Here is a 12,675-nt window from a genome sequence, read left to right as displayed (position 1 = left end):
TGCCAGCATCCTGTGTTTAAGTACTCTTACCCTGCCGGACAAAGTCAAAGTCCGCAAGCTGATCTTCCCGAAAATGCTGACGGTCCACCTTCAGGTAGGCTGTCGATGCATTTTCAACAATCACAACGTCCTTCACGCCCGGCAGCCTTCGTAGCTGACGGTCCACGTCGTCAAAGGTATTTTCCAGCGCATCCCTCAGCTCCAGAACCAGGCTGGTCGTGTAGCTCGGGGCCGGCATGGTCAAGGCTGCCAGCAGCCACACCAGGAGGCACCCGGCCATCAACCAGAGCACTCCCTCCACGCCAGCGCTCTGCAGCAGATAACCTCCCAGAGCTCCACCCAGAAAAGCACCAAAAAACTGGGAGGTGGAATAAACCCCCATGGCCGTTCCCTTACTGGCAGCCGGAGCCTCTTTACTGATTAACGAAGGCAGACTGGCTTCCAGAAGATTGAACGCCATAAAGAAGAAAAATAGCACACCCCAGGCTGCCCAGAGGCTGGCATTCACCTGAGTCAGCGTTGCTGTTGCCGCTGTCAGCAAGGCAATGGCCATGCACAGTATCGGCTTCATTTTGCGTTTCTTTTCGCCAATGATGATAAAGGGCACCATGGCAAAGAAAGAAAGCACCATCACACTCAAATAGAACCACCAGTGGGAGCTGCTGGCCAATCCCAACTGATCCTGAAGCATGGTCGGAAAGACCAGGAACAGGGCCGTCAGAACCAGGTGCAGCACAAAGATTCCGAAGTCGAGCCGCAGCAGGCGGCCATCGGCCAGAACGCGCCCGACCATTTCGCGGGCAGGATGGGTATCGGCGCTGACTTTATGGGTATGTGGCGTAGGCACCACCCTGGCGACCACAACAAGGGCCAACAGGGCCATCACTGCCGTCACGTAGAAGATGCCAGACAAGCCCCAGGCCGCGCCCAGCAACGGGCCCAGCACCAGCGACACGGAAAACGACAGGCCAATGGAAATGCCCACCGTGGCCATGGCCTTGGTGCGCTCTTCCTCTCGGGTGAGGTCTGACAGCAGTGCCATCAATACACTGGCGATGGCACCGGCACCTTGAAGAATCCGACCGGCGATCACAACGTATATTGAGTCGGTCGACGCGGCCAGCAGGCTCCCGCTGGCAAACAGAATAAGCCCCAGGTAGATCATCTTCTTGCGGCCAACCCGATCCGACAACAGGCCGAAGGGGATCTGAAGCAGCGCCTGACTCAGGCCGTAAGCACCAATCGCCAGGCCCAATAGCGCCGGCGTCGCACCCTGCAGGTCCGTACCCAGCAGCACAAACACGGGCATGACCATAAACAGGCCCAGCATACGCATGGCGTATACCGAAGCCAGAGCCACAACTGAGCGTTTTTCGAGCGCGTTCATGCCTACCCGTGCGGTTTGAATGAATGGTGAGCGGCCGGTAACCGCAGGCGGCGCATTGTACCAGAACCACCCCGGCGACGGGACACCCGCAGAGCGGGTCGTTCCGCACTTAGCCGGAACGACCCGAAACCGATATACTGGCAGTTTTTACCAAGCGAGGTGTTATGGACCATATCCAGATCAAGGGCGCGCGCACCCACAACCTGAAAAACATCGACCTGGATATGCCAAGGGACAAACTGATCGTCATTACCGGTCTGTCCGGCTCCGGCAAGTCCTCATTGGCGTTCGATACGCTCTATGCCGAGGGCCAGCGCCGGTATGTCGAGTCGCTGTCCACCTACGCACGGCAATTCCTCTCGATGATGGAAAAGCCCGATGTGGATCACATTGAAGGCTTGTCGCCAGCCATCTCCATCGAGCAGAAATCCACGTCTCACAACCCCCGCTCTACCGTGGGGACCATCACCGAGATCTATGACTATCTGAGACTGCTTTTCGCTCGCGCTGGTGAACCCCGCTGTCCTGATCACGGCCAGCCGCTGGAAGCCCAGACCGTGAGCCAGATGGTTGACCAGGTTCTCGCCATGCCGGAAGGCAGCAAGCTGATGATATTGGCGCCGGTGATCCGGGATCGCAAAGGTGAGCATCTGCAGGTGATCGACACCATGCGCAGCCAGGGCTTCATCCGCCTGAGAGTGGACGGAGCCGTATGCGACATAGACGACGTTCCTGCCCTGGACAAGAAGCGCAAGCACCAGATTGACGTTGTGGTCGATCGATTCAAAGTCAAGGAGGGGCTGGAGCAACGACTGGCCGAGAGCTTCGAAACCGCCCTGGAGCTGGCCGACGGCATTGCTCTGGTGGCGCCCATGAGTGGAGAAGGCGAGGAACACACCTTCTCGGCGCGCTATGCCTGCACCCAATGCGGCTACTCCCTGAGCGAACTGGAACCTCGCCTGTTTTCGTTCAACAACCCGGCCGGCGCCTGCCCCACCTGCGACGGCCTGGGGGTGCGCCAGTTCTTTGATGCCGAAAAGGTGATCCAGAGCCCGGAAGCGACCCTCGCATCAGGAGCCATCAAAGGCTGGGACCGTCGCGCCGTTTACTACTTCCAGATGCTGACCAGTGTTGCCGAACACTACGGCATTGACCTGGAAACACCCTGGGAAGAGCTGCCTGAAAACTTCCAGGAGGTGCTCCTGTATGGCTCCGGCGACGAGGACATTCCCTTTCGTTATGTGAACTCTCGCGGTCATATCATGGAAAAGGCCCACCCGTTCGAGGGCATACTGCCGAATCTGGAACGCCGTTACCGCGAGACGGAATCGCAGGGCATGCGCGAGGAACTGGCTCGCAACCTGAGCACACAACCCTGTAAAGACTGCGGCGGTTCGCGCCTGCGTCGCAGTGCCCGTCACGTCTTTATCGAAGAACGAAACCTCCCGGAAATTACCCACCTCCCCGTGGGTGATGCTCATCGCTACTTCAGCACTCTGGCATTGCCCGGGCGCAAAGGTGAAATCGCAGAAAAAATCCTGAAAGAGGTGCGGGAGCGCCTGCAATTTCTGGTCAACGTGGGCCTCGAGTACCTCACCCTGGAACGCAGCGCAGACACCCTCTCGGGCGGCGAAGCCCAGCGCATCAGGCTGGCCAGCCAGATAGGGGCAGGCCTGGTGGGCGTGATGTACATTCTGGACGAGCCGTCCATTGGCCTGCACCAGCGGGACAACGACCGACTGCTTGCCACCCTCACCCACCTCCGGGACCTTGGCAATACGGTGATTGTGGTGGAACACGACGAAGATGCTATCCGGGCTGCCGACTACGTTATTGACATTGGCCCCGGCGCTGGCGTCCACGGCGGAGAGATTGTCGCACGAGGAACCCCGAAAGAGATTATTGCCAACCCGGCTTCAATGACTGGCCAGTACCTCAGTGGCGAGAAGGAGATCTCGGTACCTTCTGAGCGAAACAAGGGCAATGGCAAGAAGCTGGTACTGACCGGCGCCTCTGGCAACAATCTCCGGGACGTAACGCTCACGCTGCCGCTAGGCGTGATGACCTGCGTTACCGGGGTATCGGGCTCAGGCAAATCCACCCTGATTAACAGCACCCTCTATCCGGTCGCGGCCGCCAAACTGAACAAAGCGACCAGCCTCAATCATGCACCCTACAAGAGCCTGAAAGGACTTGATCAGCTCGACAAGGTGATCGACATTGACCAGAGCCCTATCGGACGGACACCCAGGTCTAACCCTGCCACTTACACCGGCCTGTTTACCCCCATCAGGGAACTCTTCGCCGGCACTCAGGAGGCTCGCTCACGCGGCTACAAACCTGGCCGCTTCTCCTTCAACGTGAAGGGCGGCCGGTGCGAGGCCTGCCAGGGCGATGGCGTCATCAAAGTCGAAATGCACTTCCTGCCAGACGTCTATGTGCCCTGCGACATCTGTAAGGGCAAACGCTACAACCGGGAGACCCTCGAGGTTCGGTATAAAGGCAAAAACATTCACGAGGTTCTGGAAATGACCGTTGAGGAGGGCCGGGAGTTTTTCGACGCAGTCCCCTTCATCGCCAGAAAACTGCAAACGCTGATCGACGTGGGCCTGACCTACATTCGTCTGGGCCAGAGCGCAGTGACCCTCTCGGGGGGCGAAGCACAGCGGGTCAAGCTGGCTAAGGAGTTGTCCAAACGGGACACAGGCAAAACCCTGTACATTCTGGACGAGCCCACGACCGGCCTGCACTTCTACGATATCCAGCAACTTTTGAGCGTGCTGGAGCGCTTGCGCGATCACGGCAATACCATCGTTGTCATTGAGCACAACCTGGACGTCATCAAGACCGCAGACTGGATTGTCGACCTCGGCCCGGAAGGTGGGTCCGGTGGCGGACAGATTATTGCTGAAGGAACGCCCGAGGAAGTGGCCGCCAATCCGGCTTCGCACACCGGACGTTACCTCAAACCGATGCTCACCAAATAGCCCGCCCGAGCGACGGGCACAAAAAAACCGGGAACCTTGCGGAACCCGGTTTTTTTATGGACTCAGAAGAACTTACTCTTCGTCGTCCATCTCTTCAGCTTCGATGTCCAGAGGACGGCCGACCAGCTCAACGAATGCCATCGGGGCATTGTCGCCAGCGCGGAAACCGCACTTCAGAATACGAAGATAACCACCCGGACGCTCGCTGTAACGGGGGCCCAGCTCATCAAACAGCTTGGCTACCGCAGCATCGTTACGCAGGCGAGAGAACGCCAGACGACGATTTGCTACCGAATCATTCTTTGCGAGCGTGATCAACGGCTCAGCTACCCGACGCAGCTCTTTGGCTTTCGGGAGCGTCGTTTTGATCAGCTCGTGCTCAACCAGTGACGCAGTCATGTTACGGAACATGGCCTTGCGATGCGCACTGGTCCTGTTGAACTTACGACCACTCTTACGATGACGCATTGCTCTGATTCCTTACCTTAAACTAATCGGCGATCAACCGCCCAGAACCCGGTCATCACCACGAAGGCTTGCCGGCGGCCAGTTATCAAGACGCATACCCAAAGACAGACCACGGGACGCAAGAACGTCCTTGATCTCGGTCAGCGACTTTTTGCCAAGATTAGGCGTCTTCAGCAGCTCCACTTCCGTGCGCTGGATCAGATCGCCGATATAGTAAATGTTTTCAGCCTTCAAGCAGTTAGCTGAACGCACAGTCAACTCCAGATCATCAACCGGGCGCAGCAGAATCGGATCGATTTCTTCCTCTTCCTCTACACGCTCAGGCTCTTTCTCATGATCGAAATCGACGAACACAGCCAGCTGCTGCTGGAGAATGGTAGCGGCCCGGCGAATTGCTTCTTCCGGATCGATGGTACCGTTGGTCTCCAGATCAATAACCAGCTTGTCCAGGTCTGTACGCTGCTCAACCCGAGCGCTCTCGACGGCATAGGCCACACGACGAACCGGGCTGAACGTTGCATCCAGCTGCAAGCGTCCGATGGCACGAGTTTCGTCCTCGTCCAGACCACGCTGATCAGCCGGCTCGTAGCCACGGCCCCGTGCCACGCGCAAGCGCATGTTCACTTCGCCGTTTTCGCTCAAGTGACAGATCACGTGCTCCGGGTTAGCGATTTCCACATCGTGGTCCAGCTTGATATCGCCGGCAGTCACCACGCCCGGACCTTTCTTGCTGAGAGTCAGCTCAGCATCGTCACGGCCGTTCATCTTTACGGCAACGCCCTTGAGATTCAGCAGAATCTCGATGACGTCTTCCTGGACACCTTCAATGGCACTGTACTCGTGCAGGACACCGTCGATCTGTGCTTCAGTCACGGCGCAGCCCGGCATCGAAGACAGAAGAATACGACGCAGCGCGCTGCCCAGGGTGTGCCCGAAACCGCGTTCGAGCGGTTCCAGGGTCACCTTGGCGCGCGTAGCGCTGGATTCTTTCACGTCAATGGTACGAGGTGTCAATAACTCATGTACTGAACGCTGCATAGACGCCCCTATCTGCTATCGTTGCTAACTGGGCTTTACTTGGAGTAAAGCTCGACGATGAGGTTCTCGTTGATGTCGGCCGGCAGTTCAGTACGCTCAGGTACTGACTTGTAAACGCCGGACATCTTGTTGGCGTCAACCTCTACCCAGCTTACCGGTGCGCGGCTTGAAGCCAGATCCAGCGCGCCTTTAACACGCAGCTGATTCTTGGCCTTTTCGCGCACGCTCACAACGTCGCCCGGCTTGACCTGATAGGACGGGATGTTAACCGGCTTATCATTGACCAGGATCGCCTTGTGAGAGACGAGCTGACGGGCTTCTGCACGGGTAGAACCAAAGCCCATGCGATATACAACGTTATCGAGACGGCCTTCCAGCAGCTGCAGCAGGTTTTCACCAGTTGCACCTTTGCCTCGGGCGGCCTCTTTGTAATAGTTGCGGAACTGCTTCTCAAGAACGCCGTAGATACGACGGACTTTCTGTTTTTCACGAAGCTGAACGCCGTACTCGGACAGACGACCGCGACGCGCGCCGTGCATACCCGGCGGAGTCTCGATGTTGCACTTGGAATCGAGCGCGCGAACGCCGCTCTTCAGAAAAAGATCTGTCCCTTCACGACGAGACAGCTTGCACTTCGGGCCTATATAACGAGCCATATTTCACTGTCTCCTGTGTTAGACGCGGCGCTTCTTGGGCGGACGACAGCCGTTGTGGGGAATCGGCGTCACATCAGTGATGTTGGTGATCTTGTAGCCACACGCATTCAGCGCGCGAACTGCAGATTCACGTCCGGGCCCAGGACCCTTAACCTCTACGTCCAGGTTTTTAAGGCCGTATTCAGCAGCCGCATTACCGGCTCTTTCAGCTGCTACCTGCGCAGCAAAAGGTGTACTCTTACGTGAGCCGCGGAAACCGGAACCACCAGAAGTGGCCCAGGACAGGACGTTGCCCTGACGGTCCGAAATGGTCACGATGGTGTTGTTGAAGGACGCGTGAATGTGCGCGACGCCATCAACAACCGTCTTTTTCACCTTTTTACGGGTACGTGTACCTGGCTTTGCCATGTTTGCCTACCTGTTACTTACGAATAGGTTTGCGAGGACCTTTACGGGTGCGGGCGTTGGTCTTGGTGCGCTGGCCACGGACCGGAAGGCCATGACGATGACGCAGACCACGGAAGCAACCGAGATCCTTCAAACGCTTGATGTTCATCTGTACTTCACGACGCAGATCGCCTTCGACGGTAAACTTGCCCACTTCAGTACGAAGTGCTTCAAGTTGCTCGTCGCTCAGGTCTTTGACCTTGGCGTCCGGCTTAACGCCGGTTGCATCGCAAAGCTTCTGGGCTGTTGTCTTGCCAACACCGAAGATGTAGGTCAGCGAGATAACAGCATGTTTGTTATCGGGTATATTGACACCGGCTATACGTGCCATCCAAATTACTCCGCGTTCAAAGCTTTGCTGTGTGAATTTTCCGCCACAAAAAGGGCGCGAAATAATAGCGCCTGACCCAGCTGTGAGTCAAGCGCCACTATTCCGAACCCCTTTTACAATGTCAGCGCTTATCCGAAACGGATCAGCCCTGGCGCTGCTTGTGACGAGGCTCCGAGCAGATGACTCGAACTGAGCCATTGCGTCGAATTACTTTGCAGTTACGGCAAATTTTCTTTACCGAAGCGCGTACTTTCATTGTCGACTCCAGTTTTCAAGGGGAACGGCTTGCTCAGCCGTTCCGTCCATAGCCCTTGAGATTGGATTTCTTCATCAGCGATTCATACTGGTGAGACATCAGGTGCGACTGAACCTGAGCCATGAAATCCATCACCACGACTACAACAATCAGCAGAGAGGTGCCCCCAAGATAGAAAGGCACATTCCCGGCCACCATCAGGAACTGAGGGAACAGGGACACTGCTGCAATATACATAGCACCGAACAGAGTCAAACGGGTCAGCACACCATCGATGTACTTGGCCGTCTGTTCGCCGGGACGAATACCGGGGATAAACGCGCCGGAACGCTTGAGGTTATCCGCAACTTCCTTGGGGTTGTACATCAGCGCTGTATAGAAGTAGCAGAAGAAGATAACTGCTGCTGCGAACAGGATAATATACAACGGCTGGCTCGGTGCCAATGCCTGAGAGATATCGCTCAGCCACTCCATGCCTTCGCCCTGACCGAACCACTGCCCCAGAGAAGCCGGGAACAGAAGAATCGAAGAGGCGAAGATCGGCGGAATGACGCCGGCCATATTCACCTTCAGCGGCAGGTGGCTGGACTGCTGGGCAAATACCCGCCGCCCTTGCTGCCGTTTGGCATAGTTGATGGTCAAACGCCGCTGCCCACGCTCCATGAAGACCACGAAACCGACAACAGCAATCGCCAGAACACCAATTCCGAGAACAACCAGCAAGCTCATTTCACCGTTACGAGCCTGCTCCAGAGTCTGGCCAATGGCGCCAGGAAGACCGGCAACAATACCCGCGAAGATCAGCAGCGAAATACCGTTACCAATACCTCTTTCGGTGATCTGCTCACCGAGCCACATCATGAAGACCGCACCGCAGACAAAAGACACAACCGCCACAAAGTGGAAGCTGAAGCTGTCATTAAAGGTAACGCCCTGTGATGCCAGACCCACAGAAATACCAAAGCCCTGAACCAAGGCCAGGATAACCGTACCATACCGCGTATACTGGCTGATCTTGCGACGACCAGCCTCGCCTTCTTTCTTCAGCTGCTCAAGCTGCGGACTAACCGCAGTCATGAGCTGCATGATAATAGAAGCCGAAATGTACGGCATGATACCGAGTGCGAAGATACTCATGCGCTCAAGCGCACCACCGGAGAACATGTTGAACAGACTCAGGATGGTTCCCTGGTTCTGATCAAACAGTGCCGCCAGCCGATCCGGGTTGATACCGGGAACCGGAATGTGGGCACCGATCCGGTACACCAGCAGCGCCAGAAACACGAACCAGAGCCGCGAGCGCAGCTCTGCAAATCCTTTTCCGGCGCCCGCAGGCAATGATGCTGTCTTGGCCATTTAGTCCTCGACTCGTCTTAGTCTTCGACTTTACCACCCGCGGCGGTAATCGCTTCGCGTGCGCCCTTGGTGACTCGAAGGCCTTTCACGGTTACCGCACGGTCCAGCTCGCCGGACAGGATAACCTTGGCCTCGCGAATTTCTTCGCGAATGATGTCAGCCTTTTTCAGGGCCGCCAGATCCACCACGTCGCCTTCAACCTTGGCCAGCTCGTTCAGGCGGATTTCCGCCACGTAACGCTGCTGACGCGAGGTGAAACCGAACTTAGGCAGACGACGGGCCAAAGGCTGCTGACCACCCTCGAAACCAGGGGCAACGGAGCCACCGGAACGGGATTTCAGACCTTTATGACCACGACCGCCGGTTTTGCCGAGACCGCTACCGATACCACGGCCGACACGCTTGGCGGACGGACGTGAACCGGGTTCCGGAGCAAGTTCGTTCAGACGCATCTTAGTTCTCCTCAACCCGAACCAGGTAATTTACCCGGTTGATCATGCCGCGAATGGAAGGAGTATCTTCCACTTCCACGGTGTGACCGATTTTACGAAGACCCAGGCCCTTGACGCACAGCTTGTGCTTGGGCTGACAGCCGATCGGGCTGCGGGTCAGAGTTACTTTGATCGTTTTTGCGTTCGCCATGACTTCAACCCAGAATATCTTCCACGGATTTACCGCGCTTGGCTGCAACGTCTTCAGGCGCCTTCATGGCCTGCAGACCCTTGATGGTGGAACGTACTACGTTCACCGGGTTGGTGGACCCGTAACACTTGGACAGTACGTTCTGCACACCGGCCACCTCGAGTACGGCGCGCATCGCACCGCCGGCAATGATACCGGTACCCTCAGAAGCAGGCTGCATGTAGACCTTGGAACCACCGTGCTGCGCCCGAACCGGGTACTGCAGGGTAGTGCCGTCCAACGCTACGTCTACCATGTTTTTGCGTGCAGCTTCCATGGCCTTCTGGATGGCAACCGGAACTTCCCGGGCCTTGCCACGACCGAAACCAACGCGACCTTTACCATCACCCACTACAGTCAGTGCAGTGAAGGCAAAGATGCGGCCGCCTTTAACTACCTTGGCGACGCGATTGACCTGAACCAGCTTCTCCTGGAGCTCAGGCGCCTTCTGTTCGTTAACGCTCATCTTCTCCACCTCTTAGAATTGCAAGCCAGCTTCACGGGCAGCGTCGGCAAGAGCCTGAACACGACCGTGATAACGGTAACCTGAGCGGTCAAAAGCGACCTTCTCAATGCCTGCTGCCTTGGCGCGCTCAGCAATCAGCTGACCGACCTTCTTGGCAGCGTCCACGTTACCGGTTGCACCCTGGCGCAGCTCCTTATCCAACGTGGAGGCAGTGGCAAGCACTTTGCTGCCATCTGCAGTCGTAACCTGGGCGTACATATGACGCGGTGTACGGTGCACGCACAAACGGTCAGTACCCAGCTCACGGATCTTCATGCGCACTTTGCGCGCGCGACGCAGTCTTTCGTTATTTGCGCTCATAGTCCCGCCTTATTTCTTCTTGGCTTCTTTGCGTCTGACCTGCTCATCCGCATAACGCACACCCTTGCCCTTATACGGCTCGGGCGGACGGAACGCGCGGATTTCCGCAGCGACCTGGCCAACCTGTTGCTTGTCGATACCGCGAATCACAACTTCCGTATTGGACGGAGTTTCAGCGGTAACACCCTCGGGCAGCTCATACTCGACCGGGTGGGAAAAACCCAGTGTCAGGTTGAGCTTCTTACCTTGCGCCTGCGCACGGTAACCTACGCCCGTCAGCTGCAGCTTACGCTCCCAGCCTGTGGATACGCCGGTAACCATATTGTTAACCAGCGCACGAGTAGTACCAGCAAGAGCGCGGGACTGTTTTGCACCATCGCGGGCCGCAAAACGCAGGACATTTTCTTCCTGCTTTACTTCAACCGCCTGGTGAATGGTGAACTGAAGCGCTCCTTTGGAACCCTTCACATTGATTTCCTGTCCGTTCAGCTTAACCTCAACACCGGAAGGCAGCACGACAGGATTATTGGCAACCCTGGACATGTGTATCTCCTAGAATACGGTGCAGATGACTTCGCCACCCACGCCTGCAGCTCGTGCGGCGCGGTCTGTCATAACGCCCCTGGACGTTGAGACAATCGCGACTCCCAGACCACCGGCTACTTTCGGCAGTTCCCCGGCGCCTTTGTACTGGCGCAGACTCGGACGGCTGACCCGCTGAATCTCTTCAATAACCGGCTTGCCACCGAAGTATTTCAGAGTGATGGTCAGTTCGGGCTTCGCGTCAGCTGAAACAGAAAAATCTGCTACGTAGCCTTCGTCCTTGAGGACCTGGGCTACTGAGACCTTCATTTTTGAAGATGGCATCGTTACGTCAGCTTTGGACGCCATCTGGGCATTACGGATACGGGTAAACATATCCGCAAGCGTGTCTTGCATACTCATTGGTATGAGGCTCCTGATCTTTTTAGTTGTGCAGCGGCTTGCCGCACCGCTTACCAACAGGCACCTGACCGAAGTCAGGCGGCCTATCTTACCAGCTTGCCTTGGTCAGGCCCGGAACGTCACCGCGCATGCCGTATTCACGGAGTTTGATCCGTGACAGCTCGAACTTGCGCAGAACGCCGTGGGGACGACCAGTCACCTGGCAACGATTCCGAAGACGCGAAGGAGATGAATCACGCGGAAGCTGCTGGAGCTTCATCTGTGCATCCCAACGGTCATCATCGCTGGTATTCGGGTTTTTGATAATCGCCTTGAGCTCGGCGCGCTTGGCAGCATACTTTGCTACCAGTTTTTCGCGCTTTTGCTCACGGTTTTTCATTGAAACCTTCGCCATGTCACTCGTTCCTTATTTCTTGAACGGAAAGCCAAAGGCTTTCAACAGTTCGCGACCTTCGTCGTCGGTACCGGCAGTGGTGGTGATGGTGATATCCAACCCGCGGATCTTGTCGACTTTGTCGTACTCGATCTCCGGGAAGATGATCTGCTCACGCACACCCATGCTGTAGTTACCGCGACCGTCGAAGGATTTCGGGTTCAGACCGCGGAAGTCACGAATGCGGGGAACCGCAATGTGCACCAGACGATCAAAGAAATCCCACATGCGCTCACCGCGCAGGGTCACTTTACAGCCAATCGGCCAACCTTCACGGATTTTGAAGCCCGCGACGGATTTACGCGCTTTGGTAACAACCACTTTTTGACCTGCCAGGCGCTCAAGATCTGCCACGGCATTTTCAATCAGTTTCTTGTCACCAACCGCTTCGCCAACACCCATGTTCAGGGTGATTTTCTCGATACGCGGCACCTGCATCACGTTCTTGTAACCGAACTCTTTCTGCAGGGCGGGTACCACTTCCTTAGTGTACTGCTCTTTCATGTTAAGCATCGTAACCACCACCGCTTACTGGTTATCGACAGCTTCGTTCGTGGACTTGAAGATCCGCACTTTGGTGCCGTCTTCCTTGATCTGGAAGCCAACACGATCGGCTTTGCCGGTCTGCGGATTAAAAATAGCCACGTTGGAAGCCTGGATAGGCGCTTCTTTTTCGACGATACCGCCCGGGGTGCCAAGCATCGGGTTCGGCTTTGTGTGCTTCTTCATCATATTGATGCCAGAAACAAGCACGCGACCGTCGTCCAGAACTTTCAGGACTTTACCACGTTTGTCTTTATCTTTCCCCGTGGTGACGATTACTTCGTCATCTCGTTTGATCTTTTTCATAACCGGCCTCTGGTC

Annotated in this window: 18 protein-coding genes; 1 reads left to right on the top strand and 17 read right to left on the bottom strand. The window is 56.4% G+C overall.

Features of this window, described 5'->3' with window-relative positions; translation table 11 throughout:
* Nucleotides 1–16: 16 nt before the first annotated feature.
* Nucleotides 17–1,387 carry an MFS transporter gene (locus tag OZ656_RS03590; RefSeq protein ID WP_023007572.1) on the bottom strand — a complete coding sequence of 457 codons (1,371 nt, stop codon included), beginning with the start codon at nucleotides 1,385–1,387 and terminating at the stop codon, nucleotides 17–19.
* A 164-nt stretch (nucleotides 1,388–1,551) separates the two neighbouring features.
* Here OZ656_RS03590 and uvrA point away from each other — a divergent pair, with 164 nt between their 5' ends.
* A complete protein-coding gene (uvrA, locus tag OZ656_RS03585) occupies nucleotides 1,552–4,374 on the top strand; it encodes an excinuclease ABC subunit UvrA (protein WP_379944956.1) in 2,823 nt (940 codons plus the stop codon).
* Between the two features lie 72 nt (nucleotides 4,375–4,446).
* Here the strand turns inward: uvrA and rplQ are convergent, their stop codons facing one another.
* From rplQ to rplX, 16 genes are all read right to left on the bottom strand, one after another.
* Complete coding sequence (gene rplQ, locus OZ656_RS03580; protein ID WP_023007570.1) at nucleotides 4,447–4,842, bottom strand: 50S ribosomal protein L17; 396 nt, start codon at nucleotides 4,840–4,842, stop codon at nucleotides 4,447–4,449.
* 33 nt (nucleotides 4,843–4,875) lie between these two features.
* The gene (locus OZ656_RS03575) at nucleotides 4,876–5,880 is read right to left on the bottom strand and encodes a DNA-directed RNA polymerase subunit alpha (RefSeq protein ID WP_008174911.1); all 1,005 of its coding nucleotides are present in this window, start codon (nucleotides 5,878–5,880) and stop codon (nucleotides 4,876–4,878) included.
* Nucleotides 5,881–5,915: 35 nt separating this feature from the next.
* Complete coding sequence (gene rpsD / locus OZ656_RS03570) at nucleotides 5,916–6,536, bottom strand: 30S ribosomal protein S4 (RefSeq protein ID WP_014420494.1); 621 nt, start codon at nucleotides 6,534–6,536, stop codon at nucleotides 5,916–5,918.
* 18 nt (nucleotides 6,537–6,554) lie between these two features.
* Complete coding sequence (gene rpsK, locus OZ656_RS03565; protein WP_007153992.1) at nucleotides 6,555–6,944, bottom strand: 30S ribosomal protein S11; 390 nt, start codon at nucleotides 6,942–6,944, stop codon at nucleotides 6,555–6,557.
* A gap of 13 nt (nucleotides 6,945–6,957) precedes the next feature.
* On the bottom strand, nucleotides 6,958–7,314 hold the full coding sequence (gene rpsM / locus OZ656_RS03560) for a 30S ribosomal protein S13 (RefSeq protein WP_011784262.1): 357 nt from the start codon (nucleotides 7,312–7,314) through the stop codon (nucleotides 6,958–6,960).
* Nucleotides 7,315–7,456: 142 nt separating this feature from the next.
* Nucleotides 7,457–7,570, bottom strand: a complete 114-nt coding sequence (rpmJ, locus tag OZ656_RS03555) for a 50S ribosomal protein L36 (protein WP_008174902.1) — start codon at nucleotides 7,568–7,570, stop codon at nucleotides 7,457–7,459.
* 33 nt (nucleotides 7,571–7,603) lie between these two features.
* Complete coding sequence (secY, locus tag OZ656_RS03550) at nucleotides 7,604–8,926, bottom strand: preprotein translocase subunit SecY (protein ID WP_011784261.1); 1,323 nt, start codon at nucleotides 8,924–8,926, stop codon at nucleotides 7,604–7,606.
* A gap of 17 nt (nucleotides 8,927–8,943) precedes the next feature.
* Nucleotides 8,944–9,378, bottom strand: coding sequence for a 50S ribosomal protein L15 (gene rplO, locus OZ656_RS03545; RefSeq protein WP_011784260.1), 435 nt, complete (start codon nucleotides 9,376–9,378; stop codon nucleotides 8,944–8,946).
* Between the two features lies 1 nt (nucleotide 9,379).
* Complete coding sequence (gene rpmD, locus OZ656_RS03540; RefSeq protein WP_008174894.1) at nucleotides 9,380–9,568, bottom strand: 50S ribosomal protein L30; 189 nt, start codon at nucleotides 9,566–9,568, stop codon at nucleotides 9,380–9,382.
* A gap of 4 nt (nucleotides 9,569–9,572) precedes the next feature.
* Nucleotides 9,573–10,073 carry a 30S ribosomal protein S5 gene (gene rpsE, locus OZ656_RS03535; RefSeq protein ID WP_023010932.1) on the bottom strand — a complete coding sequence of 167 codons (501 nt, stop codon included), beginning with the start codon at nucleotides 10,071–10,073 and terminating at the stop codon, nucleotides 9,573–9,575.
* A gap of 12 nt (nucleotides 10,074–10,085) precedes the next feature.
* Nucleotides 10,086–10,433: a 50S ribosomal protein L18 gene (rplR, locus tag OZ656_RS03530; RefSeq protein ID WP_011784258.1), complete on the bottom strand. Its 348-nt coding sequence runs from the start codon at nucleotides 10,431–10,433 to the stop codon at nucleotides 10,086–10,088.
* Nucleotides 10,434–10,442: 9 nt separating this feature from the next.
* Nucleotides 10,443–10,976: a 50S ribosomal protein L6 gene (rplF, locus tag OZ656_RS03525; RefSeq protein WP_011784257.1), complete on the bottom strand. Its 534-nt coding sequence runs from the start codon at nucleotides 10,974–10,976 to the stop codon at nucleotides 10,443–10,445.
* Between the two features lie 9 nt (nucleotides 10,977–10,985).
* Nucleotides 10,986–11,378: a 30S ribosomal protein S8 gene (gene rpsH / locus OZ656_RS03520; RefSeq protein ID WP_011784256.1), complete on the bottom strand. Its 393-nt coding sequence runs from the start codon at nucleotides 11,376–11,378 to the stop codon at nucleotides 10,986–10,988.
* Nucleotides 11,379–11,466: 88 nt separating this feature from the next.
* Complete coding sequence (rpsN, locus tag OZ656_RS03515) at nucleotides 11,467–11,772, bottom strand: 30S ribosomal protein S14 (protein WP_011784255.1); 306 nt, start codon at nucleotides 11,770–11,772, stop codon at nucleotides 11,467–11,469.
* A gap of 12 nt (nucleotides 11,773–11,784) precedes the next feature.
* Nucleotides 11,785–12,324, bottom strand: coding sequence for a 50S ribosomal protein L5 (gene rplE / locus OZ656_RS03510; RefSeq protein WP_011784254.1), 540 nt, complete (start codon nucleotides 12,322–12,324; stop codon nucleotides 11,785–11,787).
* A gap of 15 nt (nucleotides 12,325–12,339) precedes the next feature.
* Nucleotides 12,340–12,660, bottom strand: coding sequence for a 50S ribosomal protein L24 (gene rplX / locus OZ656_RS03505; RefSeq protein ID WP_011784253.1), 321 nt, complete (start codon nucleotides 12,658–12,660; stop codon nucleotides 12,340–12,342).
* Nucleotides 12,661–12,675 lie beyond the last annotated feature (15 nt).

This window comes from Marinobacter sp. LM1 (assembly GCF_042763285.1).
In the GTDB taxonomy this organism is placed as follows: Bacteria; Pseudomonadota; Gammaproteobacteria; order Pseudomonadales; family Oleiphilaceae; genus Marinobacter; species Marinobacter nauticus.
The sequence above is the reverse complement of the archived record's forward strand: the minus strand, read 5'-3'. Positions and strand labels throughout refer to the sequence as shown.

Excerpts from the sequence above, each read along its gene's own strand:
- rpsD (WP_014420494.1), bottom strand. The coding sequence starts at position 6,536 with ATGGCTCGTTATATAGGCCCGAAGTGCAAGCTGTCTCGTCGTGAAGGG.
- secY (WP_011784261.1), bottom strand. The coding sequence starts at position 8,926 with ATGGCCAAGACAGCATCATTGCCTGCGGGCGCCGGAAAAGGATTTGCA.
- rpmJ (WP_008174902.1), bottom strand. The coding sequence starts at position 7,570 with ATGAAAGTACGCGCTTCGGTAAAGAAAATTTGCCGTAACTGCAAAGTA.
- rpsK (WP_007153992.1), bottom strand. The coding sequence starts at position 6,944 with ATGGCAAAGCCAGGTACACGTACCCGTAAAAAGGTGAAAAAGACGGTT.
- rplO (WP_011784260.1), bottom strand. The coding sequence starts at position 9,378 with ATGCGTCTGAACGAACTTGCTCCGGAACCCGGTTCACGTCCGTCCGCC.
- rplE (WP_011784254.1), bottom strand. The coding sequence starts at position 12,324 with ATGCTTAACATGAAAGAGCAGTACACTAAGGAAGTGGTACCCGCCCTG.
- rplX (WP_011784253.1), bottom strand. The coding sequence starts at position 12,660 with ATGAAAAAGATCAAACGAGATGACGAAGTAATCGTCACCACGGGGAAA.
- rplF (WP_011784257.1), bottom strand. The coding sequence starts at position 10,976 with ATGTCCAGGGTTGCCAATAATCCTGTCGTGCTGCCTTCCGGTGTTGAG.
- rpmD (WP_008174894.1), bottom strand. The coding sequence starts at position 9,568 with ATGGCGAACGCAAAAACGATCAAAGTAACTCTGACCCGCAGCCCGATC.
- rpsH (WP_011784256.1), bottom strand. The coding sequence starts at position 11,378 with ATGAGTATGCAAGACACGCTTGCGGATATGTTTACCCGTATCCGTAAT.
- rpsM (WP_011784262.1), bottom strand. The coding sequence starts at position 7,314 with ATGGCACGTATAGCCGGTGTCAATATACCCGATAACAAACATGCTGTT.
- rpsE (WP_023010932.1), bottom strand. The coding sequence starts at position 10,073 with ATGAGCGTTAACGAACAGAAGGCGCCTGAGCTCCAGGAGAAGCTGGTT.
- rplQ (WP_023007570.1), bottom strand. The coding sequence starts at position 4,842 with ATGCGTCATCGTAAGAGTGGTCGTAAGTTCAACAGGACCAGTGCGCAT.
- rplR (WP_011784258.1), bottom strand. The coding sequence starts at position 10,433 with ATGAGCGCAAATAACGAAAGACTGCGTCGCGCGCGCAAAGTGCGCATG.
- OZ656_RS03575 (WP_008174911.1), bottom strand. The coding sequence starts at position 5,880 with ATGCAGCGTTCAGTACATGAGTTATTGACACCTCGTACCATTGACGTG.
- rpsN (WP_011784255.1), bottom strand. The coding sequence starts at position 11,772 with ATGGCGAAGGTTTCAATGAAAAACCGTGAGCAAAAGCGCGAAAAACTG.
- OZ656_RS03590 (WP_023007572.1), bottom strand. The coding sequence starts at position 1,387 with ATGAACGCGCTCGAAAAACGCTCAGTTGTGGCTCTGGCTTCGGTATAC.
- uvrA (WP_379944956.1), top strand. The coding sequence starts at position 1,552 with ATGGACCATATCCAGATCAAGGGCGCGCGCACCCACAACCTGAAAAAC.